Raw genomic sequence first — 25,893 nt, 5'->3', positions numbered from 1 at the left:
AACGAATCCGTAACGGGTTCGACCCGGGCGCGACGAGGAGCGGTAGGCTCAGCGACCGTGACCGGTTACCTGGGCTCGTACGCGACGCTCGGGCTGCTGCTGCTCGCCAGCGTCCTCTTCTTCGTTACGGCGTTCTCGGCCAACCGGGTGTTACGTCCTGCCCGTCCGGCGGATCCCTTCGGCAAGCGCACCAGCTATGAGTGCGGCCTCGACCCCGTCGGCGCCGACTGGGCGCAGATGCAGATCCGTTACTATGTGTACGCGTACCTCTACGTGCTGTTCGCCGTGGAGTCGGTGTTCCTCTTCCCCTGGGCGGTCGTCTTCGACCGGCCGGGATTCGGCATGGTCACGGTCGTGGAGATGGCGGTCTTCGTCGCGGTGCTGGCGCTCGGCATCCTCTACGCCTGGCGGAAGAACATCCTGCGCTGGTCCTGACCCCCGGGTGGCCGACGGTCGCCCCGCCGCCCCGCACGGCGACGGTCAGGCGAGACCGCGGCGAGTCAGTGTCGGCGGGCGGTCCCCCCGGATCGAGGCGACCATGTCGAGCACCCGCCGGGTGGGACGGACCTGGTGCGCGCGGAACACCCGGGCGCCCAGCCAGGCCGAGACCGCGGTGGCCGCGAGCGTTCCCTCCAGCCGCTCGGCCACCGGCAGGTCCAGCGTCTCGCCGATGAAGTCCTTGTTGGACAGGGCGACCAGCAGCGGCCAGCCGGTGCCGGAGAGCTCGCCGAGCCGGCGGGTGATCTCCAACGAGTGGCGGGTGTTCTTGCCGAAGTCGTGCGCCGGGTCGATCAGGATCCCGTCGGCGCGTACGCCCAGCGCGACCGCGCGTTCGGCGAGCCCGGTCACCGTCGTGAGCACGTCGGCGACCACGTCGGCGAAGGCCGCGCGGTGCGGGCGGGTCCGGGGCGCCAGCCCGCCGGCGTGCGAGCAGACCAGGCCGGCGCCCGTTTGCGCCGCCACCTGGGCCAGCGCCGGGTCGGCGCCGGACCAGGTGTCGTTGAGCAGGTCGGCACCCGCCTCCACCGCCTCCACCGCCACCTCGGCCCGCCAGGTGTCGATCGAGATCACCACGTCGGGGAAGGCGGCCCGGACGGCGGCGATGGTCTCCACCGTGCGCCGGATCTCCTCGGCCACGTCGACCTCGGCGCCCGGACCGGCCTTGACCCCGCCGATGTCGATGATCTCGGCGCCCTCCTCGACCGCCCGCTCGACGGCGCGCAGCGCGCTGTCCTGGGCGAAGGTCGCGCCCCGGTCGAAGAACGAGTCCGGTGTGCGGTTGACGATCGCCATCACCACCAGCTCGTCCGGGCCGAACGTGCGCCCGCCGAGCCGAAGCGCCCCCGCCATGCCGCCTCCCGAAGGTCCGCCGCCGACCCGTCCCCGCCGGCGGCCGATGACGACGCTAGCCGGTCCGCCCGGGTCCGGCCCCGCCGGTCCGCCGTCGCCGCCTGCCGGACCGGTGCGTCGGGCGGGGGTCCTTCGGCACGGATCCGGGACGCGGCGGGTGGCGGGGTCGCTCCCGGCGGTTCGACATGCCACGATCTGTGCATGGATCAGGTTCTGCTCCTGCTGGTCGTGGCGTTGACCGTCGCGGCGGTCGTGTTCGGGGTGACGGTGCTGGTCTCCGGCCGGGATCCCGGCCTGGTGCCGGCCGAGCCGGACGGACGGGCCGTGCCGTTGCCGGCGGCCCGCCCGCTCGCCGAGTCCGACGTGGGCGAGGTCCGGTTCGACACCGCGCTGCGGGGCTACCGCATGGCCCAGGTCGACCACGCGATGCGCCGGGCGGCCTACGACATCGGCTACAAGTCCGAGCTGATCGGCGTGCTGGAGGCGGAGGTCGCCGCGCTGCGCGAGGGGCGGACGGCGGATGCCGACGCCCTGCGCCGGGCGCGGGAGCAGGCGGCCGCCGCCGCCGAGCCGTCGCCGCAGGCCCGGGGGACGGTGCCGGTCGGGGCCGACCGGGCGGACGCACCGGGGGACACCGACGTGGTCGTCGCGCCGATCCCCGCGTTCGCGGGCCCGACCGTCGCCTCGGCGGCGAAGGACGCGACGCCGGCCGGCTCCGCAGCCGCCACGCACCCCGGCCCCGACCGTGCCGCTGACCGGCCCGACGCCGACCGTGCCACGGACCGGACCGGCGCGGACCGGACCGGCGAGGACGACGACGCCGTGGACCGTGCCGGCGAGCAGGACGCCGCCGTGGACCGGGCCGACGGGGGCGACGCCGCCGTGGAGCGGGCCGGGGCGGGCGACGGCACGACGCGGCCGGCGGGCGACTCGACCGGTCCCGGCCCGGTGGTCGGGTCGGAGTCGAAGTGACCGGACCGGAACCCGGCGACGACCTGCGCGACGTGGCGCAGCCCGGCGCGGGCGAGGTCACCGCCACGGTGATCGTCGACGCGCCGGCGGAGCGGGTCTTCGCGGCGCTGACCGCCTGGGAGCGGCAGTCGGACTGGATCCCCTTCACCACCGTCCGGGTGGTCGAGGGCGACGGCGGCGAGGGGAGCCTGGTCGAGGCGGTCACGGCGCTCGGCCCCGCCGTGCTGCGCGACGAGATGCGGGTGGTCCGGGTGGACGCGCCCTACGAGGTGGGCGTCGTGCACTGCGGGAAGCTGCTGCGCGGCCCCGGCGTGCTCCGCTGCACGCCCCTGGAGCGGAACCGCACCCAGGTGGTCTGGCACGAGTGGTTCCACCTGCCCGGCGGGCCGGCGGGGCGGGTGGCCTGGCCGGTGCTCTGGCCCGGGTCGAAGTTCAGCCTGAGCCAGGCGTTGAAGAAGTTCGGTCGGCTGGTGGAGCAGGGCCGGCTCCCCTGACCGGGGGCGGCGGGGGATGCGCGTACCCCGTCGGGCGACGCGGCCTGATCGACTCGATGTCGCTGACATCGGGGTGACGGCGTGACCGGGACGCCCCGATGTCGTCGACCTCGGCCGGACCGGGCCCGGCCGTCCGGGCGCGGCGCGGGGCCGCAGGCCACGAGTGCGTCGGGGCGGTGCCCTAGCGTGGACGCGTGACTGACCTGGTGATCGGCGCCGACGGGCTGCCGCGATGCGGCTGGGGGCACAGCACCCCCGACTACGCCGCCTACCACGACACCGAGTGGGGCCGGCCCCTGCGCGGCGACGACGCGCTCTACGAGCGGCTCACGCTGGAGGCGTTCCAGTCGGGGCTGTCCTGGCTGACCATCCTCCGCAAACGTCCCGCGTTCCGGCTGGCCTTCGACGAGTTCCGGATCCAGACCGTGGCCGGCTACGGCGACGCCGACGTCGCCCGGCTGCTCGGCGACGCCGGCATCGTCCGCAACCGGGCCAAGATCGAGGCGGCGATCGCCAACGCCCGGGCGGCGCTGGAGCTACCGGAGGGGCTCTCCGCGCTGCTCTGGTCCTTCGCCCCGCCGCCCCGGCCGGCCCGGCCGACGTCGTTCGCGGAGGTGCCGGCGCTGACCGCCGAGTCCACCGCGATGGCCAAGGCGCTCAAGAAGCGGGGCTTCCGCTTCGTCGGCCCGACCACCGCCTACGCGCTGATGCAGGCCACCGGGATGGTCGACGACCACCTTGCGGGCTGCCACGTCGTGGCGGCGCGGTCGGCGTGATGGGATGGGGGCCATGACGACCGACACCGCGCACCGGGTGGACGGGGTGCGCCCCGCCGACGGCACGGGCGCCTGGGCGGTGCTGCTGCCCACCGGGCGCTACGAGGCCGAGCGACTCGTCCACCACGACACGCTCGAGCTGACCGGCCTGGCCGACGCCGCCCGCCCCCGCTCCGGCGACCGGGTGGCCGTGCTGGTCGACGCGCCGCCCCGGCTGGTGGCGCTGGGCCGGGTCACCGGGGCCGGCCGCCAGGAGCCGGAGGACCCGGACGACCCGCAGTCCGAGCGGGTCGAGGCGCCGCTGGTGGTGGCGTACACCCGGCGGGCCTTCGACGAGCCGGTGCCGGCCGACGCGCTGGCGCTCGACGGGCCGGTGACCGCGCTGGACCCGGCGGCCTTCCGGGAACTGGCCGACCGGCTCGGCCCGCCGCCGCAGCGGCGTTCCTGGCTGGTCAGCCTCGACCTGCCGATCGAGGCCGCGTCGCCCGCCGAGGCGGTCCGCCTGTTCTGGGCCTACGTGCAGGAGTTGGGCCCCCGCGAGCTGCCCGCCTTCGTCTCGCCCTCCGGCGACGAGCTGGCCATGCAGGCGTTCGTGCTCGGCGCGGAGGCCAACCAGGATCCGGAGGAGGACGACTGACCCCCGTCCGCGACGCGCGTCAGCGGCCCTCGTAGACCGGCTTCTGCTTGTTGACGAAGGCCAGGGTGGCGGCGCGGTGGTCGGCGGTGCCCCCGCAGATCGTCTGCGCCTGCGCCTCGGCGGCCAGGGCGTCGGCCAGCGTGCCGGCGTCGGCGATGGAGAGCTGCCGCTTGATCGCCCCGTACGCGACGGTCGGGCCGGCGGCCAGCCGGGCGGCCAGCTCCTGCGCCGTCGGCAGCACCTGCTCGTCGTCCTCCACCAGGCGGTTGAGCAGCCCGAGCTGGCAGGCGTCCGCCGCGCGTACCGGCTCGGCCAGCATCAGCAGCTCGATGGCCTTGGCGTGCCCGACGAGCCGGGGCAGCGTCCAGGAGGCGCCGGTGTCGGCGGCGAGCCCGACGTTGGCGAACGCCATCAGGAAGCTGGTCGACGGCCCGCCGATGCGGATGTCGGCGAGGAAGGCCAGCGAGGCGCCCGCCCCGGCGGCCATCCCCCGCACGGCGGCGACCACCGGCTTGGGCAGGTTGGCCAGCCGGGCGGCGATCGGGTTGTAGTGCGCGCGGACGGTGTCCAGCGGGTTGCCGTCGGTGGACTCCAGGGTCTGCACGTGCTCACGCAGGTCCTGGCCGGCGCTGAACGACCGGCCCGCGCCCGCGAGCACCACCGCGCGACAGGACCGGTCGGTCTCCAGCTCGGCCAGCGTCTCCCGCAGCGCCTCCTTGAGTGCGACGTCGAGCGCGTTCATCGCCGTGGGGCGGTTCAGCGTCAGGGTGACGACGGCGTCGGTGCGGTCGACGAGCAGCGGCTCGGTCACTTCTAACGACCCTTCTGTCGGGCGATGCGGTTGCCGGAGTCGAGGCACTGCTCGACGTACCGGTCGGCGGCCGGCCGCAGTCGCGCCGCGTGCCGGTCGAAGAAACTGGCCGCGGCGGTGCCGGGCCAACGCTCGGGGAGCAGCGCCGGGGGCAACTGCGGGTCCCGGAACAGGAAGGTACGCCACGCGTGCACGAGCCGGAACCGCGCGGCGTACGCCTCCTCGTCGAGGCTGCGCACGGTGACCCCGGCCAGCAGTGGCCGCTGCTCGGCGACGAACTGCTCGTACGCCTGGCCGATCTCCGCCAGGTCCCAGGCCCGGCGGACCACGCCCATCGCGCCGGGGGTGCCGGCGGTGTGCGCGGCGGTGAACCGCTCGTAGCGCACGCCCGCCTCGTCGAGCAGCACGTCCACGTCCTCACCGGGCCGGGTCGCCACCCAGGTGCACTCGTCCAGGGCGCCGTAGCCGAGGAAGGTCAGGTTGGCCGCGAGCCGCTGCCGGTCCCGCCGCGACAGGGGGGCCTCCAGCACCAGGAGGTCGAACCGTCCGTCCCAGGTGATCCGGCCGGTCCGGTAGATCCGCGCCGCCGCCTCGTCCAGCCGGCGGGCGGCTTTCGGGGTGATCGAATATCCCGGCCCGGAGGTCAGCCGGCACGGGTCGAGCCACCCCTGGCGGACCATCCGGGAGACCGCCGTACGCACGGCGGGCGGGGCGATCCCGAGCGGCGCCAGCAGCCTGACCAGGGCGGCAACGGGTGCCCGGCCGCCCCTCGCCCGGAGGTGGTCGCCGTACAGGTCGAAGAGTGCCGACCGTGCCTGCATGACCGCACATTGTGACAGGCCTTCTCAGGATAAGCTAGATGCTGTTACATCAATGCTGCTTCGGTTTGGGTCCGGCGGTGTTCATCAGGGAAAATCGTTGGTCGACACCCCCGCGTAGGTTGCGGGTGGTCAAGACGAAGTGGCTGTGGGGCAACCCACCGACCCTGGTGTAGGTCTGAGGGGAGACAACATGGCGGCGATGAAGCCGCGGACGGGCGACGGTCCGCTGGAAGTCACCAAGGAGGGCCGGGGCATCGTCATGCGCGTCCCGCTGGAGGGCGGTGGCCGGCTCGTCGTCGAGATGACTCCCGACGAGGCCAACGCGCTCGGTGACGCACTGAAGGCAGCCGCCGGCTGACCGAGGAACGGCCCGCGCGCCCGCGTGGGCCTTTCGTCAACCCCTGAGCCACCGGCCCCGCCGGTGGCTCAGGGTCTTCATTCCCCGCGGAGCCACGCTCCGCGAGCTTTCTGGAGGTACGGCTCCGCGTGCTCGCCATCCGTCTGCTCGCCGAGCCGGACCGGCTCGACACCCTCGTTCTGCCCGTCCGGCCCGGTCCGGCCGACGACGACCAGGCCCGACCGGCCCCGACCGGGGCGAGGCTGCCCGACGGCGTGGCCGAGGAGGCCGCCGCCCTGGTGCCGGCGGCACGACTGACCGGGCGTCCCGGCGAGGTCCAGGCGCAGTTGCGGCCCGGGCGCGACCCCGGCCGGCTGCTGCTGCTCGGCGTCGGCGAGGGCGACGAGGCGGCCTGGCGGGCGGCCGGCGCGGCCCTGGCCCGTGCGGCGAAGGATGAGACACGCGTCACGTTGGCGATGCCGACCGGTGCCACTCCGGCGGCCGTACGCGGACTGGCCGAGGGGCTGCTGCTGGCCTCGTACCGGTTCCGGATGACCGACGCCGGCACCGCTCCCGCCCTGGCGGAGGTCGACGTCGTGGTGGCCGACCCGGACGCGCACACCGCGGCCCTGGAGGTGGCCCGGACGACGGCCCGGATGACCCGCTTCGCCCGCGACCTCACCAACACCCCCTCGTCGGTGAAGAACCCCGAGTGGTTCGCCGACCAGGTCGCCGCCCTCGCCGCCGACGTGCCGGACCTGCACCTGCGGATACGCGGCCCGCAGGAGCTGGCTGCCGAGGGCTTCGGCGGGATCCTCGCCGTCGGGGGCGGCTCGGCCAGCGGCCCGCGCCTGGTCGAGCTGGACTGGCGGCCGGCCGACGCGCGTACCCACGTGGTGCTGGTCGGCAAGGGGATCACGTTCGACACCGGCGGCATCTCGATCAAGCCGGTGGCGTCGATGAAGCTGATGCGCAAGGACATGGCCGGGGCGGCGGCGGTGGTCGCGGCGACCCTCGGCGCGGCGGCCCTGCGCCTGCCGGTCCGGGTCACCACGCTCGCGCCGCTGGCCGAGAACATGCTCAGCGGCTCGGCGTTCCGCCCCGGCGACATCATCCGCCACTACGGCGGCACGACCAGCGAGACCACCAACTCCGACGCCGAGGGGCGCCTCGTCCTGGCCGACGCGCTCGCGTACGCCGTCGCCGAGCTGCGGCCCGACCTGCTGGTCGACCTCGCCACGCTCACCGGGGCGAACGCGGTCGCGCTGGGCAAGCGCCACGGCGCCCTCTACAGCGACAACGACGGGCTCGCCGCGGACGTGCTGGCCGCGATCGCCGCCGCCGGCGAGGCCGCCTGGCGGATGCCGCTGCCCGACGACTACGCCGAGCACCTCGGCAGCGAACTGGCCGACCTGCACAGCTCGCCCGACCGGGGCGCCGGGTCCGTGATGGCCGCGCTCTACCTGCGGGAGTTCACCGGCGGGCTGCGCGACCGGTGGCTGCACGTGGACATGTCCGCGCCGTCGTGGGCCGACGGCGACGACGCCGAGCTGACCCGGGGCGCGACCGGCTGGGGCGTACGCTCGCTGCTGCGCTGGCTGGGCTCGCTGGGTTGACCGGCCGGCGGCGCCCGCCCCCGGCGGGCCCCCGGTCAGCGGCGGGTCAGCACTTGACGGCGGCGAGCAGCCCGTGGCCGACCGGCAGCAGCGCCGGGATCCAGTGCTCCGACTCCCGGATCGCCTTGATCGCCTCGCGGACGGTCACCGTCTCGACGTCGCGGGCGGCGGGGTCGCCGATCCGGCCGCCGGCCAGCGTGCCGTTGAGCGCGACCACGCCGCCGGGGCGCAGCAGCCGCAGCGCGGCGTCCACGCAGGCGGCGAACCCGGTCGCCTCCGCGTCGACGAAGACCAGGTCGTACGCGCCGTCGGCGAGCCGGGGGAGCACGTCCAGCGCCCGGCCGGTGATGATCCGGGTGCGGCCGGCGGCGAAGCCCGCCTCGGTGAAGATCCGGCGGGCGATCCGCTGGTGCTCGACCTCGACGTCGATGGTGGTGAGCACGCCGTCGGCGCGCATCCCGCGCAGCAGCCAGACCCCGCTGACCCCCGTGCCGGTGCCGATCTCCACCACCGCCCGGGCGCTGCCGGCGGCGGCGAGCAGCCGCAGCGCCGCGCCGGCGCCGGGGGTGACCGCCTCGAGGCCGACCTCGTGGGCCAGGCTGCGGGCGGTGCGCAGGACGAGATCCTCGGTCACGTACGACTCGGCGAAGTGCAGGGTCTGGGCCGTCGAATTGCCGGAACCGGCGACCGTGGCGATGGGACACCTCCGGGCGGCATGCGTGGTGCGGGGGCGGGTGGGCACTGTGAGCCTAGAGGCGACGCCGAACGGGCGCAGCCGCGCGTCCGCCACCCGACGATCACGGTCGGCAACCGGTGACTCCATCCGCGGCATCCGTGTAATCCTGGAAGCGGTGTTCCGGCGAGCGCGACCGGGCGACGCTGTCGCCGGGTCCGTGGAGCGCGGGATCCGGGGATGGACTGGGAGGGCACCGACGTGACCGACGGCTGGGACTGGCGCCAGCCCGGGGGAACTCCGGCGCCGGCGCGACCGCCGGTGCCCGGGCATCCGCCGGTGGGGTCGCCGCCGACGCCTCAGGGCGCCGGGGGCGGCACGACTTCGCCCTGGTGGTCCGACGCGCTGGCCGACCCGTGGCGCGACCCGGCCGCGCCGGCCGCCGTGGTGCTGCCGGCCGCGCCGAGCCCCGGCACCGAGCCGGAGCCGGTCAGTGACCCGGACGCCCCGGGCCGGCCGACGCTGCGGCAGCTGCTGCTCATCCCGTTGATCACCGCGCTGCTCGCGGGCAGCCTGGGCGGCGCGCTGGGGTACGCCTTCGCGGTGCGCGGGGGCGGTGTGGCGGGCACGGTGCTCGGCGCGGACCCGCAGGCGCCCGGCCTGGCGCAGCGCAGGCCCGAGTCGCTGGCCGGGGTCGCCGAGCGGGTGCTGCCCAGCGTGGTGACCGTACGGGTGGCGGGCCTCGGCGGCACGAGCGAGGGCTCCGGCTTCATCGCCAGCGCCGACGGGCACGTGATCACCAACGACCACGTGGTGGCGGGGGCGACCGGCAAGGCGTCGGTGATCTTCAACGACGGCAGTTCGGCCCCGGCGACCGTCGTCGGGCAGGACCCGGAGTCCGACATCGCGGTGATCAAGGTCTCCCGGACGGGCCTGCGGCCGGTCGAGTTCGGCGACTCCGACGCGCTGGCCGTGGGCGACCCGGTGCTGGCCATGGGCTCGCCGCTCTCGCTGGCCAACACGGTCACGGCCGGCATCGTCAGCGCCCTGGACCGGACCATGCGGGCCGGCGAGCCCGGCGGCCCGACGCGCTACTACGCGGCGATCCAGACCGACGCGGCGGTCAACCACGGCAACTCGGGCGGCCCGCTGGTCGACGGCGCGGGCCGGGTCATCGGGGTCAACTCGACAATCAAGTCGCTGGTCTCCGAGGGGCAGGAGGCGGGCAACATCGGTCTCGCCTTCGCCATCCCGATCAACCAGGCCAAGCGGATCACGCAGGACATCATCGGCACCGGCAAGGCCCGGCGCACGGTGATCGGCGCCCAGGTCGGCGGGTCCGGCGCGGGCACCGGAGGAGCCGGCGTACGCCTGGCGGCCGTGGAGCCGTCGGGCCCGGCGGCCGGCGCGGGGCTGAGGGCCGGTGACGTGATCCTGAAGCTCGCCGGTCGGCCGATGACCGAACCGACCGACCTGATCGCCCTGGTCCGCAAGTTCGCGCCCGGCGCGGTGGTGACCGTGGAGTACCGCCGGGGCGCCAACCGGCAGAACGCCTCCGTGACCCTGGCCGCCGACGCCAAGTAGGGGCCGGTCACCCCCTCCCCGGTTGGTGCCCCACGTGCGTAGTCTTGCTGCTGACGCCGAAGGAGGCCCGCGCAGTGTTCGAGAACCTGAACTGGTGGGAGATCGGTGCGCTGCTGCTCCTGGCGCTGCTGATCTTCGGTGACCGGCTGCCCGCCGTGATCAGCGACGGCCTGCGCATGGTGCGCAACCTGCGCACGATGGCCAGCAACGCCACCACCGACCTCAGTCGCGAGCTGGGCACCGACATCCAGCTGGAGGATCTGCACCCGAAGGCGTTCATCCGCAAGCACCTGCTCAGCGAGGAGGACGAGCAGGCGATCCGGAAGCCCCTCCAGGGCGTCTACGACAACCTGCGGGCGGACGTCACCGGCGTGCACAACGAGCTGAAGGACGTGGCCTCCGCCGCCGACGTGCGCGCGAACGGCAGCCGGCCGGCCGCCGCCACCACCGGCAGCGCCCCGGCCCCCGCTCCCCGGGTCAGCTACGACGACGCGACCTGACCCCGCCCGCCGCGCCGCCGCCGCACCGACGGCGACGGGGGCGGCGCTCCCGGGGGAACGCCGCCCCCGTGCGGGTGGCGACAGCGCCGGCCGTGGCCGGCGTACGGTCAGCGGCCGGCGGGCTTGAGGCCCAGCGGCTTGCCGAGCAGCGACTCCCGGCGCACGGCGAGCCGGTCGGCGACCTGGCCCAGCGCCTTCGCGGCCGGCGACTCCGGCTCGGCCAGCACGATCGGGGTGCCCACGTCGCCGGCCTCGCGCACGCGGGTGTCGAGCGGGACCTGCCCGAGCAGCGGCACCTGCGCGCCGATGGTCTTCGTCAGCGACTCGGCCACCGCCTGGCCGCCGCCCGCGCCGAAGACCTCCATCCGGGAGCCGTCCGGCAGCTCCAGCCAGGACATGTTCTCGATGACGCCGACCACGCGCTGGTGGGTCTGCAACGCGATGGCACCGGCCCGCTCCGCCACCTCGGCGGCGGCGGCCTGCGGGGTCGTGACGATCAGGATCTCGGAGTTGGGCAGCAGCTGGGCCAGGGAGATGGCCACGTCGCCGGTGCCCGGGGGCAGGTCGAGCAGGAGCACGTCCAACTCGCCCCAGTAGACGTCGGCGAGGAACTGCTGCAACGCCCGGTGCAGCATCGGGCCGCGCCACACCACGGCGGCGTTGCCGGCGGTGAACATGCCGATCGAGATGACCTTCACGCCGTGCGACTGCGGCGGCATGATCATGTCTTCGACGCGGGTCGGGCGCCCGTCCGCGCCGAGCATCCGGGGCACCGAGTGGCCGTAGATGTCGGCGTCGACCACGCCGACGGAGAGCCCGCGGGCGGCCAGCGCGGCGGCCAGGTTGACCGTCACGCTGGACTTGCCGACGCCGCCCTTGCCGCTGGCGACCGCGTACACGCGGGTGCGCGAGCCCGGCTGGGCGAACGGGATGACCGGCTCCTGGGAGGCGCCGCCGCCGCGCAGCTTCGCCTGGAGTTCCTGGCGCTGCTCGGGGCTCATCACGCCGAACTCGATCGTCACGCCGGTCACCCCGGGCACCGCGCCGACGGCGGCCGTGATATCCGAGCGCAGCTTGTCCTTCAGCGGGCAGCCGGCGACGGTGAGCAGCAGTTCGACCCGTACGACGCCGTCGTCGCCGACCTCGGCGGAGCGGACCATGCCCAGCTCGGTGATGGGCCGGCGGATCTCCGGGTCGTTGACGGTGGCCAGCGCGGCCTGGATCGCGTCGGAGACGGTGCTGACGGGTGCTGACATGCCCGCAATGCTACGTCGGCGGCCGTGCCCCACCGCCGTCAGCGGGGGGCGGTGTGAGCGAATCGATGGCGACGGCTGGGCTGGGCGGCATACCGGACGAAGCGGGACGACCGCGCCGGCCCCGCTCGGCCGGTGCCCCGGGGTGGGCGGTCTTCAGGCCGCTCAGGGCCCGGCCTCCCGGCCCTCCGGGCGGCCGCCGTGGGCCTGGTCGCCGTCCAGGTCGTCGCGGGGCTCCTCCAGCCCGTCGCCGTGCTGCGGGATCCTGTCCTGCTGCCGGCGCTCCAGCCGCTGCCGGCGCCGGCCCGCCTCGTCCAGCTCCTCGGCCAGCCTGGCCAGCTCCGAACGGAGGAAGTCCCGGGTCGCAACCTCGCCCATCGCGTTGCGCAGCGCGGCGATCTCCCGGGCCAGATACTCCGTGTCGGCCTTCTGCATGGTCGCCCGGCGGCGGTCCTCCTCCAGGGAGACCCGGTCCCGGTCGGCCTGCCGGTTCTGCGCCAGCAGGATCAGCGGGGCCGCGTAGCTGGCCTGGAGGGACAGCACCAGGGTCAGGAACGTGAAGGTGTACGGGTCGAAGCGCAGGTGCGCCGGGGCGAGGGTGTTCCAGCCGAACCACAGCGCGATCACGATCGTCATGTAGACGATGAAGTTCGCGGTGCCCATCCCCCGGGCGATCCCCTCGGACCACCGGCCGAAGGCCTCCGGGTCGAACCGGGGCAGCTTGACGCCCCGGGGCTCGCGCGGCTGGTCGAGCCGCTGCGCCCGTCGCTGCTCAGCCATCCGCGCCGTCCAGCGTCGGCTCGGCGGTGGACGGGCGCTCGGCGGCGTCCCGGTCCCGCCAGTCCCGGGGCAGGAGGTGGTCCAGGACGTCGTCGACCGTGACCGCGCCGACCAGCCGGTTGTTGCGGTCGATGACGGGCATGGCGACCAGGTCGTACGTGGCCATCCGGCGGGTGATCTCGGGCAGCGGGGTGGTCGGCCGCAGCGGGTCGATGTCGTTGACCACGATGCCGCCGAGCAGGTCGGCCGGCGGCTCGCGGAGCAGCCGCTGGAAGTGCACCATGCCGAGGTAACGGCCGGTCGGCGTGGTCATCGGCGCCCGGGACACGAAGACCTGCGCGGCGATCGCGGGGGAGAGCTGCGGTTCCCGGATCCGGGCCAGGGCCTCGGCGACGGTGGCGTCCGGCGGCAGGATGACCGGCTCGGAGGTCATCACGCTGCCCGCCGTTCCCGGCGTGTACTTGAGCAGCTGACGCACCGGATCGGCCTCGCCCGGCTGCATCAGGTCGAGCAGCACGTCCTGCTCGGGCGGCGGCAGCTCGCTGAGCAGGTCGGCGGCGTCGTCCGGGTCCATCTCCTCCAGCACGTCGGCGGCCCGCTCGCGGTCCAGCGCGGCCAGGATCTCCACCTGGTCGCGCTCCGGCAGCTCGCTCAGCACGTCCGCCAGGCGCTCGTCGTCCAGCGCGGCGGCGACCTCGTTGCGCCGGGTGTCGGGGAGGTCCTGGAGGGCGTTGGCGAGGTCGGCGGGGCGCATGTCCTCCAGCACCGAGAGCAGGTTGGCCGTGCCCCGGCTGTCGGCGATGCCGCTGAGCCCGCGTACCCGTTCCCACTCGACCTGGTGCAGGTGCCCCCGGCGGGTCAACCGGCCGGTCTGCTCGCGTACGGCGACCCGGGCCAGCGACCACTCGCCGCCCCGGCTGCACTCCATCGCCACGTCGACCACGGAGCCCGACTGCCCGCCGGGCTCGACCTGCACCCGGCGGTCGAGCAGCTCCTGGAGCACGAGCAGCTCGTTGGGGCGCTTCTCGAAGCGCCGCAGGTTGAGCGTGCCGCTGCCGAGCACGACCGCGTCGGCGTCGATCGAGGTGATCCGGTTCAGGGAGAGGAAGATGCGCCGCCGCATCGGCATCTCGGCGACCAGACCGACCACCTCGGGCGGGCGTTGCGTCGGCCGCAGCCTGCCCACCGCGTCGCGGACCCGGCCCACCTGGTCGCCGTTGGGATCGAAGACGGCGACTCCGGCGAGCCGGGCGAGGTAGACCCGGGTCGGCGTGCTCACGGGCACCAGCCTAAGCGCCTAGTGTTTATCAACATGTCGACCTTGGCCTACGAGATCGTGGACGTCTTCACCGACCGCCCGTTCGCCGGCAACCCGCTGGCGGTGGTGTTCGGCGCCGAAGGGCTGGCCACCGAGCAGATGCAGGCGCTCGCGCTGGAGTTCAACCTCTCCGAGACGGTGTTCGTGCTCCCGCCCACCCAGGTCGGCGCCACCTACCGGGCCCGCATCTTCACCCCGGCCGAGGAGCTGCCCTTCGCCGGTCACCCCAGCGTCGGCGCGGCGGTGACCGCCAGCCGCCGTGGCATGTTCGGTGTGGGGCAGGTCACCCAGGAGTGTGGGGCGGGCGTGCTGCCCGTCGAGGTGACCGCCACCGGCGCGACGCTGACGGGCGGCGTACCCACCCTCGGCCCCGAGCTGGACCCGGAGCCGCTGCTGGAGATGGCCGGGCTCGCCGCGGGCGACCACGTCGGCCCGGCTCCCCGGGTGGCCGGCTGCGGGCTGGAGTTCCCGTACCTCCCGGTCCGCCCGGACGCGGTGGCGCGCGCCCGGGTCAACGCGGCGGCGGCGCAGCGGTACGGAGTGGAGCACGTCAGCGTCTTCTCCTGGGACGCCGCCGCCCAAACCGCGCACGCCCGGGTCTTCGTTCCCGGGCTCGGCGTGCCGGAGGACCCGGCCACCGGTTCGGCCGCCCTGGGCCTGGGGGTGTGGCTGGTCGCCAGCGGCCTGCTGCCCGCCGACGGGCGCGCGGAGTACACCGTCCACCAGGGCATCGAGATCAACCGCCCGTCCGTGCTGGCGTGCACGGTGACCGCCGCGGACGGTCAGGCGGTGGGCGCCACCGTGGCCGGCCACGTCGTGCCGGTCGCCCGGGGCGAGATCACCGTTCCCCCGTTCGTCGGCTGACCCCGGCGATCCGCGCCGCCCGCCCGGGCGGGCGGCGCTGACGGGACGGGGGTGGATGCGGGAGGATGCGAGGGTGACCGACGCGGAGCGGACCAGCACGCCGCTGGTCGACGAGGCGATGAAGAAGGCCGCCGTGGCCTGGGTGAGCGTGCCCGGCGGACCGGCGCTCGCGCTGTGGTGCCTGCCCCTGGAGGGGGCGCTCTTCGTGGTCAGCGGCCCCGGGGAGCAGTCCGCCCCGGGCCTGGCCGACTCGACCGAGGCGCAGGTCACCCTGCGCGGTGACCACGGCGGGCGGATCGTCACCTGGCCGGCCCGGGTGAGCCGCCTGACGCCCGGCACCGAGCACTGGGAGACCACCGCGCCGCTGGTGGCCGCGAAGCGGCTCAACGCGCCCGGGCCCACGGCCGAGCTGGTGGAGCGCTGGGCGGCCGACGGCTGCGCGGTGAACCGGCTGGAGCCGGCCGGCGAGCCGGTCGCCGGCGCCGGGCTGCCCGCGGACTCGCAGGCCGAGGTGCCCCGCGAGACGCCGGCGGTCCGGGCGGTCCGCAAGCCGTTCCGCCTGCACCGGGTCCGCCGCCGCTGAGACACCCGGCCCGGGCCCCGGGCTCACGCGGAGAGGCAACCGGCCGGCACGGGCACGTCCGCCGGCCCCGGCACCCGCCCGACGAGGCCGACCACCTCGTCGAGCGAGCGCAGCACCGGCCCGCTCCAGGCGGCGTCGGCGTTGAACACCATGTGACCGGCCAGATCCGGTGCGGCCAGCCGCACGGCGGTCATCCCGGCCCGCTCCGCCCCGGTCAGCTCCTGGCTGCCGCCGTCGCCGACGTAGAGGCAGTCCGCCGGCGCCAGGTCGAGCCGCCGGCACGCCGCCTGGTAGAGCGCCGGGTCCGGCTTGCAGCGTCCCACCAGCACGGAGAAGACCCGCACGTCGAGCAGCGGGGCGATCGGCAGTTGCGGCAGGAACGCCGGCAGCTCGTGCGTGCAGTCGCTGATCACCCCGGTACGCAGGCCGAGCCGGCGCAGCGCGGCCAGCGTCGGCACCGCCTCGTCCCGCAGCCGGGTGTCGGCGCGTACGGCCCGGTGGCGGGAGGCGACCGCCGAGCGGACCGCGTCGTCGGACGGATGCACGCCGGCCTGCTCGCAGACCCAGCGCAGGGTCGCCTCGGCGTTGCCGTGTCGCCCGCAGGCCCGCTCGTAGTAGGTGCGGTCGAGCACGTCGACGAGCGTGTGCGGCGGGCAGCCGAGCAGCTCGGCGGTCGACCGGTGGGCCGCGCCCCGCTGGACGGAACGGGTCAGCGTGCCGAAGAAGTCGAACAGGACCGCCTGGTACGTGGGCATGGGGGAGCGCCTCCGGGCGGTAGGGGAATCGCCGGCGCGGACAGGCATGATCGTAACGGAGTGCTGACGTTCCGTGGCGACTCCTGACGTGTGAGGATTGCTCCTCGTGTCCCCCGCAGCGCACCGCCCGCCGTTCGACCCGGTGACCACCGGGGCGGTCGTCCTGGCCGTCGTCGCCGTCTCGTCGTCCGCGCCGCTGGTGGCCTTCGCGGCGGCGCCGGCGCTGGCCGTCGCGTTCTGGCGCAACCTGCTCTCGGTCGCCGTGCTCGGCCCCTTCTCGGTGGCCCGGCGACGCACCGAGTTCCGGTCGCTGACGGTCGGCGCCGGGCGGCGCGAGGGCCTCTACTGCGTGCTGTCGGGGGTCGCGCTCGCCGCGCACTTCGCCACCTGGATGCCCAGCACCAAGCTCACCTCGGTCGCCGCGGCGACCGCCCTGTGCGCCACCCAGCCGGTCTGGCAGGGGCTGATCGCCCGCGCCCAGGGCCGCCGGCTGCCGGGCGTCGTCTGGGTCGGCATCGGGGTGGCGGTCGCGGGGGCGGGCGTGGCGACCGGGGCGGACTTCGCCGTCTCCGGCCGGGCCGTCGCCGGCGACCTGCTCGCGGTGGCCGGCGGCCTGTTCGCGGCGGTCTACACCGCGCTCGGCGAGCGGGCCCGCACGACGATCAGCACGACCACCTACACCACCATCTGCTACGGGGTCTGCGCCCTGGTCCTGCTCGTGGTCTGCCTGGTCGGCCGGGTGCCGCTGACCGGCCTCGACGCCGACACCTGGCTCGTCGTGCTGGCCCTGGTGGCCGGCGCCCAACTGCTCGGGCACTCGATGTTCAACTTCGCGCTGAAGAAGGTCTCGGCGACCACGGTCAGCGTGCTGGCCCTGTTGGAGGCCCCGGGCGCGGCACTGATCGGCTGGGCCTGGCTGGGGCAGCTGCCCGGGGTGACCGCCCTGGTCGGGCTGGCACTGCTGCTGTCCGGCGTCGCGGTGGTGGTGCTCGGCGGCGCCCGCGCGGCCCGCCGCGTCCGAGGGCTCGCCACCGCCGTCCCCGCCGACGCCGGCCCGCCGTCCGGCTGACCCGCCGGTCGCGGGTGGTGGCGTCGCGTGCGCACCGGCGTTTCCGACCGGGCCACCCACACGGCCGTCAGGGGCGTCGGGCGACCACGGCGACCCGGGGCAGCGCCTCCGAGTCCGGTACCGGGGTGAGCAGGTCGTCGACGGCGGCGACGTGGCTCGTCACCCAGCCGGCGTCCGCCAGGGCGGCGAGCACGTCGGCCACGGGATGGGCGGTGTTGGTGATCGTCGTGGTGAAGGGGGTCGCGCGGCCGTCGTCGGTGCGTAGCTCACCGGTGACGTGCAGCGGGCGGCGGTCGCCGTCGAGCGGGCCCCGGGCCACCACGACCGAGACGGTCTCGTCCTGCCGGCTGACCGGTGGGACGTCGGCGAGGAGTCCCCTGACCGTGGACATGTCGAAGCCGAACCATCCGCCCGGGGCGACCGCCCGGTGGACGCGGCGCAGGTAGGCGCGGACCCGGTCGATTCCGCCGACGTGGTTGACGATGTCGTAGGTGGAGACCGCGAACGCGCAGGGCCGCGGCACCTCGAAGTCGACGGCGTCGGCGGCCACCAGCACCGCGTCGGTGCCGGCCAGCCGTTCGCGCGCGCGGGCGATCATCGCCTCGGAGACGTCGACGCCGACGATCCGGTAGCCGGCGGAGGCGAACCGGGCGGCCACGATGCCGGTGCCGCAGCCGACGTCGAGCAGGCTCCGCTCGGCTCCGGGTGCCACGTGCGCGTGCAGCCGCAGCCACGCGTCGCCCATCCGCTCGGGGTACGGCGCCCAGAAGCGGTCATACGCCGTGACGAAGGCGTCAACGTACTCGGCCATCGGGTTGCCTTTCGTAGTGCCGGACGGGGGAACTGACCAACGGGACGAGCGCGGCGACGAAGATCACCGCGGCCAGGCCGAGCAGGGTCGTCCGCACGCCGATCCCGGGTACGACGAAACCGGCGGCGATCATGACCGGCGGTCCCAGCCCGACCGCCCCCAGCCACTCGTACGCGCTCACGCGGGACATCGCCTCCGTCGGCACCTCGGACTGGACGGTCGTCTCCCACAGCACGCCGAAGACGTCGAAGGCGACCCCGGCCAGCACGGCGGCGAGGATCACGAACGGCAGCGCCGCACCGGCTCCGAGCAGCAGCGCCGGCAGTCCCAGCATCGACACGGCGAGTACGGCCGTGCGCAGGGGTCGGGTCGTCCTGATCCGCAGCGCGACCAGCACGCCGGCGAACATGCCCACCGCGTACCCGGCGAGGACGCCGGACCAGGCGCCCGCGCCCCCGAGGTGCGCTCTGGCGAGCAGCGGCCCCGCGAGCCCGAAGGTGACCCCGACGGCGGCGTTGATCACGGCCGCGCAGAGCACGATCTGCCACAGCCACCGCCGTCGGACGAACTCGCGCCAACCGTCGCGGAGCTCGGCGGGCAGGTTCCGCCTGGCCGGGCGGGTCGTCGCGGGGAGGCGCAGCCGCGCGAGGAGTCCGGCGGCGACGGCGAACGTCGCGGCGTCGAGGGCCAGCGCCCAACCCGGTCCCAGCCAGGTGATCAGCGCCCCGCCCGCGGTGAGGCCCGCCACCGTGGCGGTGTTCGTACCCAGCCGCAGCACGGCGTTGCCGCGCTGCCGCGCACCGGGCGCGACGAGTTCGGCGGTCAGCCCGTTGAGCGAGGGCAGCAGCAGGGCGGAGGCGGTGCCGGCGACGGCCGCGCAGACGGCGAGGGCGGCGACGTTCGCCCGTCCGCTCAGCACGAGGACGGTCATCGCGCCGTACGCCGCACCGCACATCAGCTCCGCCACCACGAGTACGCGGTGACGCGGCAGCCGGTCGCCGATGACGCCGCCGAGCAGCATCAGCGCGATCCTGGGCACCGAGATCGCGGCGAGCACCAGCGACAGCGCCGGAGGCGACCCGCCGGGCAGGTCGAGTACGGCGAAGGTCAGCGCGAGTGGCCCCATCGCGTTGCCGAAGACGGAGATCGTCCTGGCCGTGGCGAACAGGACGAACCGGCGCTCGCGCAGCGGATCCGCCGGGCGGTCCACGGCCGCGACGGTGTCGGTCATGCCCGGTCCGGGCGGACCAGTGTCTGCCACCGCGCCACCGGCTCGCCGGAGTCGAGCACGTGCAGCAGCGGCCGGCGGGCCACCACCGGGCACACGTGCCCGGGCAGCACCCGCAGCTCGTCGCCCACCGACACCGAGTCCGTGGCGACCGGCCCGCCGTCCGGCCCGGTCATCACGACACCGCTCATCCAGGTCTGGTCGGCGCCCGCGAGCAGCGCGTCGGCGTCGGTGCGCAGGGCCTTTCCGTCGTTGCCGGTGACGGTCGTGGTGACGGCGACCGCGACCGCCTCGGGATCGCACTCGCCCAGCCGGGCCAGCCCACCGTCGAGCAGCGCGTACGCGCCGGCGCACACCTCGGTCACGCCGGCGACGTCCAGCGCGCCGGCGAGGGTCGGGGTGCCCCCGACGCTCACCTCCGGGCAGGGCGACCCGGCCGCGCGGATCCGCTGGGCCACCGACACCAGCAGCCGCGCCTGGCGGCGGCCCAGATCGACCCGGTCGTGCGCGGCGGCGGGATCGACGATGCCCACGTACCCGGTCACGCCGGCCAGGCGCAGCCCGCCGGTCTCCGCGACCGTGGCGGCCAGTTCCCCGGCCGCGTCCGGGCCGACGCCGACCCGGTGCAGCCCGGTGTCGACCTCGATCCGCACGCCGAGTTCGACGCCGTGGGCCTCGGCCGCCGCGCCGAGCCCGGTCACCGCGTCGGGGTGGTCCACGTGCACCGTCACCGCGCAGTGCCGGGCGAGCCGGGCGAACCTGGTCCACCGCCACGGATCACGCCACGGCCACGCCACCGTCACGTCCGTCACGCCCACCGCGACGTAGCCCTCGGCCTCTGCCGCCGAGTGGACGGCGACGCCCACCGCGCCCGCGGCCACCTGCCGGACGGCGATGTCGGGACTCCGGTGTCCCTTGACGTGCGCGCGTACGGCGACGCCGGCTTCGGCCGCGCGCCTGCCGTACCGCGCGATGTTCGCGTCCAGCCGGGCCAGGTCGACGGTCACCCTCGGCGTCATTCGCCCCGTCCGTGCCAGGCGTCCGGGGGGAAGGAGAACGCCGCGTCGCCGCCGGCGAGCATCGCCGCCTGGCGTTCCCGCTCGGCGGGGTGCGGCACGCCGACGCCGGACACGCCGAGGAAGATCTCGTCCGGCCAGGACAGGCCGAGGGCGTCCTCCACGGGCGCGTCGCGGGTGGCGGCGGTGAAGAACGTCCCGAGGCCGAGCGCGGTCGCGGTGAGGTACACGGTCTGACTCAGGTGACCGACGTCGAGCAGGAGCGCACGGTACGCGCGCGCGGCCGGGTACTTCCACACGGTCCGGTCGAGCACCGCCGCGTACATGAGCAGGAAGCCGGCCTGGGCGGCGTGCGGCTGACCGCCGCACCACTCGCGTAGCTGGTCCCCGCCTGGAGCGGGCGCGAGCCGCACCAGCTCGTGGCGGCGCACCGTGTAGTGGTAGACGCCGGGCTCCAGCCCCTCGACGTCGCGGACCACCGGATAGACCTCGACCGGGTGGCGGGCCCCGCCGGAGGGGGCGGTCTTGAGCAGCGCCGTCCCGACTCCGGAGACGTCCACCTCGCGACGGACCCCGGCCGTCCAGCGCAGCAGGGCGGCGAACGCCGGCAGCGGCACCGGGCGGTCCGGGTCGAACCATCGCGTCGACCGCCGGGCGTCGAGGACCGTGGTGAAGTCGACGGCGGGCGGGTCGGCGGGGGGCAGGGCGGTCCGCGGACCGTCGTACTCCCTGACCGGTTCCGGCTGGCCGGTCTTGGCGCGCAGCACCGCGGCGTCCTCGGCGGCCGAGCGGAAGACGTCGCTGCCGAGGGTGCGGCTGGCCAGGTGGTAGTAGGTGGCCGCCGGGCCCAGGTCGCGCCAGGCGCCGAGGCGTTCCTCCCGGGCGTGTTCCGGCGAGCCCTCGGCGACGAGGACGTGGGCGTCGAGGAGCTGCTGCGCGAGCCGGCCGTCGAGCTCGGCCCAGTCGGCGTAGTCGCGCAGCAGCCTCTCCGCCTCAACAGTCAACGCGAACTGCCGGTGCCTCAGCGGGTCGTCGCAGACCAGTTGGCCGTCACGCCACAGGAAGACGACCAGCCGCGACACACGGACACGCATGACTACTCAGGCTTCGACCGGTCAGGCCTCGACCGGAGGCTCCAGGCAGGTCAGTTCCTGGTCGTAGTCGTCGGACGCCACCGGCTCGAAGGCCTCGATCTGCTCGGTCATGCGGGAGCTCCCCTCACTAATCGGCGTTGATCACTGCGATGCACCGTACCAGGCCGTCCACAGTGAACACAGCTCCCGGAGCGGAGCGGGCCTGTCCGCTCCCGCGTCGGTTCAGACCTCGTGGACCTCCAGCACCCGGGTGGTCGGGGCGGCGTCGCCCAGTTCCTCCCGCAGCGCCACCCGCTCCGGGTCGGCCAGGAAACCGTCGTAGCCGTCGCGGGTGTCGAACCGGATCAGGTGCACCTCCGTACGCCCGTCGCCGGTGCGTTGCCGACGCTCCAGCCGCCCGCCGTGCCGCCGTAGCAGGCCGAGCACCGTGTCCTCGTACCGCTGGCCGGCCTCGACCGCGTCGGGGGCCAGCTCCACCAGCGCCACCAGGCGCACGGCGGCGGCCGGGTCGGTGACCAGCGACTTGACGAAGTGGTGGTCGACGTGGCCGCCGGGGATGCCCTCCCGGCGGCCCGTGTCGAGGTAGCCGTGCCGGCGGTAGAACTCCGGCGCCTGGAACGAGAACGAGGAGACCGACATCTCCGTGCAGCCGCGCCGGCGGGCCTCGTCCTCGGCGGCGCGCAGCAGCCGGCCGCCCCAGCCCTCGGCGTGGCGGTCCTCGCGTACCCACACCATGTTGATCCCGGCGCAGCCGCCCCAGGACCAGCCGGTGAGGCCGGCCACCAGCTCACCGTCGGCGTCGTCGACCCGGACGTTGAGGGTGGCCTCGTCGTCCGCGCCGGTGGCCCGGTTGTTGAAGATGGTCAGCTCGGCGTCGAGCCGGCCCGGAAGCTCCTTGTCCTCGCCGAGCACGCGCAGGATGTCGCCGGCGTCGTTCCCCGTGGTCGTCATGCGGCGGAGTATCGCAGCGCCCCGGCCCCGGTGACACCGCAGATCCGGCGCCACCACCTGCCGGGGCGGTCCCGCTATCCGGGGATGCCGACGGCGTCGGCGCTGGCCGTCCAGAGCCGGGCGGCGAGCTGCGGGTCGGCCGCCTTGGGCAGTGGCCGGCGCAGCCGCCGGTCGACGTGGTAGCCGCCCGTCACCAGCCGCTCCGGGTCCTGGTTGGCCAGCCAGACCAGTGTCTCCGCGCCCTTCTCCGGGCTGCGCAGCGGCAGGATCCGCATGCCCAGGGCGACCAGCCGGTTGTCGTTGCCGAACCGGCTGCGCACCACCCCGGGGTGGAAGGAGTACGCGGGGACCTCCGGCCAGCGTCGGGCCGCCTCGGCCGCGAAGAGGATGTTCGCCTGCTTGCTGGTGCCGTACGCCTGCATCGGCCGGTAGCGGCGCAGCGGGGCGTTCAGGTCGGCCGGGTCGAGCACGCCGCTGCGGTGCGCGCCGGAGGCGGTCACCACCATCCGGCCGATCCGGTCGCGCAGCAGGTTGCTGAGCAGGAACGGGGCCAGGTGGTTGGCCTGGATCGACAGCTCGAAGCCGTCGACCGTGGTGAGCGGCTGGAGCACGATCGCCCCGGCGTTGTTGGCGAGCACGTCGATCCGGTCGTACGCCTCGCGCAGCTTCCCGGCCAGCCGGCGGACGTCGTCCAACACCGCGAAGTCGGCCCGGAACAGCTCCGGTCGCTCGCCGGCCGCCTCCCGCACCTGTTCCGCCGCGGCCTGGAGCCGGGCCGGGTCCCGGCCGACCAGTACCACCTGGTCACCGCGGCGCGCCAGGTCGACGGCGGCCGCCAGCCCGATGCCCGAACTGGCCCCGGTCACCACCACCAGCCGACGCCCAGTGAGATCTTCCACAGGTTCATTCACCCCGGTCACGGCACGAGGTTACCGTGGCGTCACAAAGACCTCTGGGATCGTCAAGTCCTCGTCAGGTGACGTCGGCGTGCCCGCCGCACGCTGGAAGGAGCACATCCATGGCCGCAGTCGGTCGCCCCCGCCGGTCCTGCCTCGCGGTACCCGGCTCCAGCGTCAAGATGCTCGGCAAGGCCCAGGGCCTCCCGGCCGACCAGGTCTTCCTGGACCTGGAGGACGCGGTCGCCCCGCTGGCCAAGCCCGACGCCCGGAAGAACATCGTCGCGGCGCTCAACGAGGGCGACTGGTCGGGCAAGACCCGCGTCGTCCGGGTCAACGACCTGACCACGCCGTGGACCTACCGCGACGTCATCGACGTGGTGGAGGGGGCGGGCGCCAACCTCGACTGCGTCATGCTGCCGAAGGTGCAGAACGCGGCCCAGGTGCAGTGGCTCGACATGACGCTGACCCAGTTGGAGAAGACGCTCGGCCTGGAGGTCGGCCGGATCGGCATCGAGGCCCAGATCGAGAACGCCGCCGGCCTGGTCAACGTGGACGCCATCGCGGCCGCCTCGCCCCGGGTCGAGACCATCATCTTCGGTCCGGCCGACTTCATGGCCTCGATCAACATGAAGTCCCTGGTGGTCGGCGCGCTCATCCCGGACTACCCGGGCGACCCCTACCACTACATCCTCATGCGCATCCTGATGGCGGCCCGGATGCACGACAAGCAGGCCATCGACGGCCCGTTCCTGCAGATCCGCGACGTGGACGCGTTCCGCGAGGTGGCAAAGCGCTCGGCGGCGCTCGGCTTCGACGGCAAGTGGGTGCTGCACCCGGGCCAGATCGACGCCGCGAACGAGGTCTACTCGCCGGCCCAGGCCGACTACGACCACGCCGAGCTGATCCTCGACGCGTACGAGCACTACACGTCGGAGGCGGGCGGCAGGCTCGGCGCGGTGATGCTCGGCGACGAGATGATCGACGAGGCGTCCCGCAAGATGGCCCTCGTGGTGGCGGCGAAGGGCCGGGCCGCGGGCATGACCCGCACCACGTCCTTCACCCCGCCGGCGGAGTAGTTCCGCCCTTGCGATCGTCCGTGCCGCCCCGGTCCACGCCGGGGCGGCACCGTCGCGTCAGTAGCTGCTGCTGCTGTTGCCGGACTGGGAGATCGCGAAGACGATGATCGCCACGTAGAAGAGGACCACCAGCAGGTACAGGCCGGTGACGATCCAGCCGACGATGATGCCGGCCTTCGCCATGCCCTCGCCGCCCTCGCCGGACTGCCGGATCTGGTTCAGCGAGACGTGGCCGAGGATCGCGCCGATCGGCGCCGTGATGCAGGAGCCGATGCCGACCAGCGCGAGCACCAGGGCGGCGATGGCGAGGCCGTTGGTCTTCAGCGCGGGGGCGTAGCCGTAGTGCGGGTAGGCCGGCGGATGGGCGGCGGGCCCGGGCTGCCCGGAGGTCTGCTTCATCCCGGCGTACGGGTCGCCGCCCGCGTACGGGTCCGGGGCGTACGGGTCCGCCGGGGCGTACGGGTCGGCGCCGGTGGGCTGGGCGGGGACGGGTTGACCGCTCACGGGGCGGGCGGGGTCGGCGGGCGGGCTCGACTGCTGGCCCGACCACGCCGGGTCGTTCCAGCCGCCGGAGGGCGGGGGATATGTCATTCGTCTGCTCCGTTGGGTCGGGGTGCGCCCGTCAGGGTAGTCAGCCCTGCCCAGACCCCGAGGCGTCGCCACCGGGTGTGCCGCGTTGCCCGCGCCCCGGGAAGCGGGCAGGATCCTGGCATGGTGATTGACGCGCGAGCCGCGGACCGCTCCGGCAGCCGACCGAGACGGGACGCGAGCCGCCCCGGCGTGGCCCGGCGCACCCGCGCCGCCGCCCCATCGGGCGCCGCCGGCACCGACGAGCCCGCGCCGCTGACGGACCCGGTGACCATGCGGCTCGACGGGAAGGTCGCCCTGGTCACCGGGGCGGGCAGCCCTGACGGCATCGGGTACGCGACGGCTCGCCGGCTGGCCGACCTCGGTGCCCGGGTGGCCATCGTCTCCACCACCCGACGCATCCACGAACGGGCCGGCGAGCTGGGCGTGACCGGCTTCGTCGCCGACCTCACCGACGAGTCGGAGGTGGGCGCGCTCGCCGACGCGGTCGCCGAGCAGCTCGGGGACGTCGAGGTGCTCGTCAACAACGCCGGGCTGGCCAGCCGGGCCAGCCCCGAGGTGCTGCGCCCGGTCGCCCAGCTCAGCTACGACGAGTGGCGCGGCGAGATCGACCGCAACCTCACCACCGCGTTCCTGTGCAGCCGGGCCTTCATCGGCGGCATGGCCGAGCGGGGCTGGGGCCGGATCGTCAACCTGTCGGCCACCGCCGGGCCGGTCAACGCCCTGCCGACCGAGGCGGCCTACGCGGCGGCCAAGGCGGGCGTGGTCGGGCTGACCCGGGCGCTGGCGATGGAGATGATCGCCGACGGGGTGACCGTCAACGCGGTCGCGCCGGGCACCATCCACACCGCCGCCTCCACCGTGGCGGAGATCAGGCAGGGCCTCGGCACCCCGGTCGGCCGCCCCGGCACGCCGGACGAGGTGGCCGCGGCGATCGCCTTCCTCTGCTCGCCGGCCGCCTCGTACATCACGGGGCAGATGCTGGTGGTGGACGGCGGCAACAGCGTCCGCGAGGCCGAGTTCCGCTGATCCGCGGG

At 74.8% G+C, this 25,893-nt stretch carries 29 protein-coding genes; 14 read left to right on the top strand and 15 right to left on the bottom strand.

Going from position 1 to position 25,893, the window contains the following annotated elements:
• The first annotated feature begins 57 nt into the window (after positions 1 to 57).
• Entirely contained in the window at positions 58 to 435 is a 378-nt protein-coding gene (gene ndhC / locus ACFHW0_RS10865; protein ID WP_121396759.1) for an NADH-quinone oxidoreductase subunit A, read from the top strand.
• 45 nt (positions 436 to 480) lie between these two features.
• Here ndhC and folP read toward each other — a convergent pair whose 3' ends face one another.
• Positions 481 to 1,350 (bottom strand): dihydropteroate synthase, encoded by an 870-nt coding sequence (gene folP / locus ACFHW0_RS10860; RefSeq protein WP_416607139.1) that lies wholly within the window; start codon positions 1,348 to 1,350, stop codon positions 481 to 483.
• Positions 1,351 to 1,551: 201 nt separating this feature from the next.
• Here folP and ACFHW0_RS10855 point away from each other — a divergent pair, with 201 nt between their 5' ends.
• From ACFHW0_RS10855 to ACFHW0_RS10840, 4 genes are all read left to right on the top strand, one after another.
• Positions 1,552 to 2,322 (top strand): DivIVA domain-containing protein, encoded by a 771-nt coding sequence (locus ACFHW0_RS10855; protein WP_416607138.1) that lies wholly within the window; start codon positions 1,552 to 1,554, stop codon positions 2,320 to 2,322.
• Positions 2,319 to 2,816, top strand: a complete 498-nt coding sequence (locus tag ACFHW0_RS10850; RefSeq protein WP_132231660.1) for an SRPBCC family protein — start codon at positions 2,319 to 2,321, stop codon at positions 2,814 to 2,816. The genes ACFHW0_RS10855 and ACFHW0_RS10850 overlap by 4 nt, the downstream gene beginning before the upstream one ends.
• A gap of 194 nt (positions 2,817 to 3,010) precedes the next feature.
• Positions 3,011 to 3,592 (top strand): DNA-3-methyladenine glycosylase I, encoded by a 582-nt coding sequence (locus ACFHW0_RS10845; RefSeq protein ID WP_416607137.1) that lies wholly within the window; start codon positions 3,011 to 3,013, stop codon positions 3,590 to 3,592.
• A gap of 13 nt (positions 3,593 to 3,605) precedes the next feature.
• Positions 3,606 to 4,229, top strand: coding sequence for a hypothetical protein (locus ACFHW0_RS10840; protein ID WP_416607136.1), 624 nt, complete (start codon positions 3,606 to 3,608; stop codon positions 4,227 to 4,229).
• A gap of 19 nt (positions 4,230 to 4,248) precedes the next feature.
• Here the strand turns inward: ACFHW0_RS10840 and ACFHW0_RS10835 are convergent, their stop codons facing one another.
• Both ACFHW0_RS10835 and ACFHW0_RS10830 read right to left on the bottom strand, forming a co-directional pair.
• Positions 4,249 to 5,040: an enoyl-CoA hydratase/isomerase family protein gene (locus tag ACFHW0_RS10835; protein WP_416607135.1), complete on the bottom strand. Its 792-nt coding sequence runs from the start codon at positions 5,038 to 5,040 to the stop codon at positions 4,249 to 4,251.
• Between the two features lie 2 nt (positions 5,041 to 5,042).
• Entirely contained in the window at positions 5,043 to 5,861 is an 819-nt protein-coding gene (locus tag ACFHW0_RS10830; RefSeq protein ID WP_089002167.1) for a PaaX family transcriptional regulator C-terminal domain-containing protein, read from the bottom strand.
• A 190-nt stretch (positions 5,862 to 6,051) separates the two neighbouring features.
• Between ACFHW0_RS10830 and ACFHW0_RS10825 the strand changes: the two genes are divergently transcribed.
• Both ACFHW0_RS10825 and ACFHW0_RS10820 read left to right on the top strand, forming a co-directional pair.
• The gene (locus tag ACFHW0_RS10825) at positions 6,052 to 6,219 is read left to right on the top strand and encodes a DUF3117 domain-containing protein (RefSeq protein ID WP_007455245.1); all 168 of its coding nucleotides are present in this window, start codon (positions 6,052 to 6,054) and stop codon (positions 6,217 to 6,219) included.
• Positions 6,220 to 6,347: 128 nt separating this feature from the next.
• Positions 6,348 to 7,814 carry a leucyl aminopeptidase family protein gene (locus ACFHW0_RS10820; RefSeq protein ID WP_416607134.1) on the top strand — a complete coding sequence of 489 codons (1,467 nt, stop codon included), beginning with the start codon at positions 6,348 to 6,350 and terminating at the stop codon, positions 7,812 to 7,814.
• Between the two features lie 46 nt (positions 7,815 to 7,860).
• Here the strand turns inward: ACFHW0_RS10820 and ACFHW0_RS10815 are convergent, their stop codons facing one another.
• On the bottom strand, positions 7,861 to 8,448 hold the full coding sequence (locus ACFHW0_RS10815; RefSeq protein ID WP_089003702.1) for an O-methyltransferase: 588 nt from the start codon (positions 8,446 to 8,448) through the stop codon (positions 7,861 to 7,863).
• 279 nt (positions 8,449 to 8,727) lie between these two features.
• Here ACFHW0_RS10815 and ACFHW0_RS10810 point away from each other — a divergent pair, with 279 nt between their 5' ends.
• Together ACFHW0_RS10810 and ACFHW0_RS10805 are read left to right on the top strand one after the other, a co-directional pair.
• Positions 8,728 to 10,071, top strand: coding sequence for a S1C family serine protease (locus ACFHW0_RS10810; protein ID WP_416607133.1), 1,344 nt, complete (start codon positions 8,728 to 8,730; stop codon positions 10,069 to 10,071).
• 74 nt (positions 10,072 to 10,145) lie between these two features.
• On the top strand, positions 10,146 to 10,571 hold the full coding sequence (locus tag ACFHW0_RS10805) for a preprotein translocase subunit TatB (protein ID WP_416607132.1): 426 nt from the start codon (positions 10,146 to 10,148) through the stop codon (positions 10,569 to 10,571).
• A gap of 107 nt (positions 10,572 to 10,678) precedes the next feature.
• Here the strand turns inward: ACFHW0_RS10805 and ACFHW0_RS10800 are convergent, their stop codons facing one another.
• The 3 genes from ACFHW0_RS10800 to ACFHW0_RS10790 form a co-directional block, all read right to left on the bottom strand.
• Positions 10,679 to 11,827, bottom strand: a complete 1,149-nt coding sequence (locus tag ACFHW0_RS10800) for an Mrp/NBP35 family ATP-binding protein (protein WP_089002163.1) — start codon at positions 11,825 to 11,827, stop codon at positions 10,679 to 10,681.
• Positions 11,828 to 11,989: 162 nt separating this feature from the next.
• On the bottom strand, positions 11,990 to 12,604 hold the full coding sequence (locus ACFHW0_RS10795; RefSeq protein ID WP_416607131.1) for a DUF1003 domain-containing protein: 615 nt from the start codon (positions 12,602 to 12,604) through the stop codon (positions 11,990 to 11,992).
• Positions 12,597 to 13,883, bottom strand: coding sequence for a magnesium transporter MgtE N-terminal domain-containing protein (locus ACFHW0_RS10790; RefSeq protein WP_416607130.1), 1,287 nt, complete (start codon positions 13,881 to 13,883; stop codon positions 12,597 to 12,599). The genes ACFHW0_RS10795 and ACFHW0_RS10790 overlap by 8 nt, the downstream gene beginning before the upstream one ends.
• 33 nt (positions 13,884 to 13,916) lie before the next feature.
• On the opposite strand from ACFHW0_RS10790, the gene ACFHW0_RS10785 reads away from it, so the two are divergent.
• Together ACFHW0_RS10785 and ACFHW0_RS10780 are read left to right on the top strand one after the other, a co-directional pair.
• On the top strand, positions 13,917 to 14,786 hold the full coding sequence (locus tag ACFHW0_RS10785; RefSeq protein ID WP_416607129.1) for a PhzF family phenazine biosynthesis protein: 870 nt from the start codon (positions 13,917 to 13,919) through the stop codon (positions 14,784 to 14,786).
• Positions 14,787 to 14,841: 55 nt separating this feature from the next.
• Positions 14,842 to 15,369 carry a hypothetical protein gene (locus ACFHW0_RS10780; RefSeq protein WP_416607128.1) on the top strand — a complete coding sequence of 176 codons (528 nt, stop codon included), beginning with the start codon at positions 14,842 to 14,844 and terminating at the stop codon, positions 15,367 to 15,369.
• Positions 15,370 to 15,392: 23 nt separating this feature from the next.
• Here the strand turns inward: ACFHW0_RS10780 and ACFHW0_RS10775 are convergent, their stop codons facing one another.
• The gene (locus tag ACFHW0_RS10775) at positions 15,393 to 16,124 is read right to left on the bottom strand and encodes an HAD family hydrolase (RefSeq protein WP_416607127.1); all 732 of its coding nucleotides are present in this window, start codon (positions 16,122 to 16,124) and stop codon (positions 15,393 to 15,395) included.
• Between the two features lie 97 nt (positions 16,125 to 16,221).
• Between ACFHW0_RS10775 and ACFHW0_RS10770 the strand changes: the two genes are divergently transcribed.
• Positions 16,222 to 17,193 carry a DMT family transporter gene (locus ACFHW0_RS10770; protein WP_416607126.1) on the top strand — a complete coding sequence of 324 codons (972 nt, stop codon included), beginning with the start codon at positions 16,222 to 16,224 and terminating at the stop codon, positions 17,191 to 17,193.
• A 67-nt stretch (positions 17,194 to 17,260) separates the two neighbouring features.
• On the opposite strand, the gene ACFHW0_RS10765 is transcribed toward ACFHW0_RS10770, so the two are convergent.
• The 6 genes from ACFHW0_RS10765 to ACFHW0_RS10740 all read right to left on the bottom strand — a co-directional run bounded on the left by ACFHW0_RS10765 (position 17,261) and on the right by ACFHW0_RS10740 (position 23,192).
• Entirely contained in the window at positions 17,261 to 18,004 is a 744-nt protein-coding gene (locus tag ACFHW0_RS10765) for a class I SAM-dependent DNA methyltransferase (protein WP_416607125.1), read from the bottom strand.
• A complete protein-coding gene (locus tag ACFHW0_RS10760) occupies positions 17,988 to 19,235 on the bottom strand; it encodes an MFS transporter (RefSeq protein WP_416607124.1) in 1,248 nt (415 codons plus the stop codon). The genes ACFHW0_RS10765 and ACFHW0_RS10760 overlap by 17 nt, the downstream gene beginning before the upstream one ends.
• Positions 19,232 to 20,251, bottom strand: a complete 1,020-nt coding sequence (locus ACFHW0_RS10755; RefSeq protein WP_416607123.1) for an alanine racemase — start codon at positions 20,249 to 20,251, stop codon at positions 19,232 to 19,234. The genes ACFHW0_RS10760 and ACFHW0_RS10755 overlap by 4 nt, the downstream gene beginning before the upstream one ends.
• Positions 20,248 to 21,342 (bottom strand): SagB family peptide dehydrogenase, encoded by a 1,095-nt coding sequence (locus ACFHW0_RS10750; protein ID WP_416607122.1) that lies wholly within the window; start codon positions 21,340 to 21,342, stop codon positions 20,248 to 20,250. Before ACFHW0_RS10750 ends, ACFHW0_RS10755 begins: the two co-directional genes overlap by 4 nt.
• Positions 21,343 to 21,564: 222 nt before the next feature.
• Positions 21,565 to 22,293, bottom strand: a complete 729-nt coding sequence (locus ACFHW0_RS10745; protein ID WP_416607121.1) for a GNAT family N-acetyltransferase — start codon at positions 22,291 to 22,293, stop codon at positions 21,565 to 21,567.
• A 74-nt stretch (positions 22,294 to 22,367) separates the two neighbouring features.
• Positions 22,368 to 23,192 (bottom strand): SDR family NAD(P)-dependent oxidoreductase, encoded by an 825-nt coding sequence (locus ACFHW0_RS10740; RefSeq protein ID WP_416607120.1) that lies wholly within the window; start codon positions 23,190 to 23,192, stop codon positions 22,368 to 22,370.
• Between the two features lie 119 nt (positions 23,193 to 23,311).
• On the opposite strand from ACFHW0_RS10740, the gene ACFHW0_RS10735 reads away from it, so the two are divergent.
• Positions 23,312 to 24,268, top strand: a complete 957-nt coding sequence (locus ACFHW0_RS10735) for an HpcH/HpaI aldolase/citrate lyase family protein (RefSeq protein ID WP_416607119.1) — start codon at positions 23,312 to 23,314, stop codon at positions 24,266 to 24,268.
• Positions 24,269 to 24,325: 57 nt separating this feature from the next.
• Here the strand turns inward: ACFHW0_RS10735 and ACFHW0_RS10730 are convergent, their stop codons facing one another.
• Positions 24,326 to 24,859 (bottom strand): DUF4190 domain-containing protein, encoded by a 534-nt coding sequence (locus ACFHW0_RS10730; RefSeq protein WP_416607118.1) that lies wholly within the window; start codon positions 24,857 to 24,859, stop codon positions 24,326 to 24,328.
• Positions 24,860 to 24,979: 120 nt separating this feature from the next.
• On the opposite strand from ACFHW0_RS10730, the gene ACFHW0_RS10725 reads away from it, so the two are divergent.
• Complete coding sequence (locus ACFHW0_RS10725; protein ID WP_416607117.1) at positions 24,980 to 25,885, top strand: SDR family NAD(P)-dependent oxidoreductase; 906 nt, start codon at positions 24,980 to 24,982, stop codon at positions 25,883 to 25,885.
• The last annotated feature ends 8 nt before the right edge of the window (positions 25,886 to 25,893 follow it).

Origin of the sequence: Micromonospora sp. LOL_025 (assembly GCF_048060285.1) — a bacterium.
Classification (GTDB): Bacteria; Actinomycetota; Actinomycetes; order Mycobacteriales; family Micromonosporaceae; genus Micromonospora.
The sequence above is the reverse complement of the archived record's forward strand: the minus strand, read 5'-3'. Positions and strand labels throughout refer to the sequence as shown.

Excerpts from the sequence above, each read along its gene's own strand:
- ACFHW0_RS10785 (WP_416607129.1), top strand. The coding sequence starts at position 13,917 with ATGTCGACCTTGGCCTACGAGATCGTGGACGTCTTCACCGACCGCCCG.
- ACFHW0_RS10840 (WP_416607136.1), top strand. The coding sequence starts at position 3,606 with ATGACGACCGACACCGCGCACCGGGTGGACGGGGTGCGCCCCGCCGAC.
- ACFHW0_RS10800 (WP_089002163.1), bottom strand. The coding sequence starts at position 11,827 with ATGTCAGCACCCGTCAGCACCGTCTCCGACGCGATCCAGGCCGCGCTG.
- ACFHW0_RS10750 (WP_416607122.1), bottom strand. The coding sequence starts at position 21,342 with ATGCGTGTCCGTGTGTCGCGGCTGGTCGTCTTCCTGTGGCGTGACGGC.
- ACFHW0_RS10780 (WP_416607128.1), top strand. The coding sequence starts at position 14,842 with ATGCGGGAGGATGCGAGGGTGACCGACGCGGAGCGGACCAGCACGCCG.
- ACFHW0_RS10830 (WP_089002167.1), bottom strand. The coding sequence starts at position 5,861 with ATGCAGGCACGGTCGGCACTCTTCGACCTGTACGGCGACCACCTCCGG.
- ACFHW0_RS10725 (WP_416607117.1), top strand. The coding sequence starts at position 24,980 with ATGGTGATTGACGCGCGAGCCGCGGACCGCTCCGGCAGCCGACCGAGA.
- ACFHW0_RS10735 (WP_416607119.1), top strand. The coding sequence starts at position 23,312 with ATGGCCGCAGTCGGTCGCCCCCGCCGGTCCTGCCTCGCGGTACCCGGC.
- ACFHW0_RS10755 (WP_416607123.1), bottom strand. The coding sequence starts at position 20,251 with ATGACGCCGAGGGTGACCGTCGACCTGGCCCGGCTGGACGCGAACATC.
- ACFHW0_RS10775 (WP_416607127.1), bottom strand. The coding sequence starts at position 16,124 with ATGCCCACGTACCAGGCGGTCCTGTTCGACTTCTTCGGCACGCTGACC.
- ACFHW0_RS10795 (WP_416607131.1), bottom strand. The coding sequence starts at position 12,604 with ATGGCTGAGCAGCGACGGGCGCAGCGGCTCGACCAGCCGCGCGAGCCC.
- ACFHW0_RS10810 (WP_416607133.1), top strand. The coding sequence starts at position 8,728 with ATGGACTGGGAGGGCACCGACGTGACCGACGGCTGGGACTGGCGCCAG.
- ACFHW0_RS10760 (WP_416607124.1), bottom strand. The coding sequence starts at position 19,235 with ATGACCGACACCGTCGCGGCCGTGGACCGCCCGGCGGATCCGCTGCGC.
- folP (WP_416607139.1), bottom strand. The coding sequence starts at position 1,350 with ATGGCGGGGGCGCTTCGGCTCGGCGGGCGCACGTTCGGCCCGGACGAG.
- ACFHW0_RS10765 (WP_416607125.1), bottom strand. The coding sequence starts at position 18,004 with ATGGCCGAGTACGTTGACGCCTTCGTCACGGCGTATGACCGCTTCTGG.
- ACFHW0_RS10745 (WP_416607121.1), bottom strand. The coding sequence starts at position 22,293 with ATGACGACCACGGGGAACGACGCCGGCGACATCCTGCGCGTGCTCGGC.
- ACFHW0_RS10825 (WP_007455245.1), top strand. The coding sequence starts at position 6,052 with ATGGCGGCGATGAAGCCGCGGACGGGCGACGGTCCGCTGGAAGTCACC.
- ACFHW0_RS10730 (WP_416607118.1), bottom strand. The coding sequence starts at position 24,859 with ATGACATATCCCCCGCCCTCCGGCGGCTGGAACGACCCGGCGTGGTCG.
- ACFHW0_RS10855 (WP_416607138.1), top strand. The coding sequence starts at position 1,552 with ATGGATCAGGTTCTGCTCCTGCTGGTCGTGGCGTTGACCGTCGCGGCG.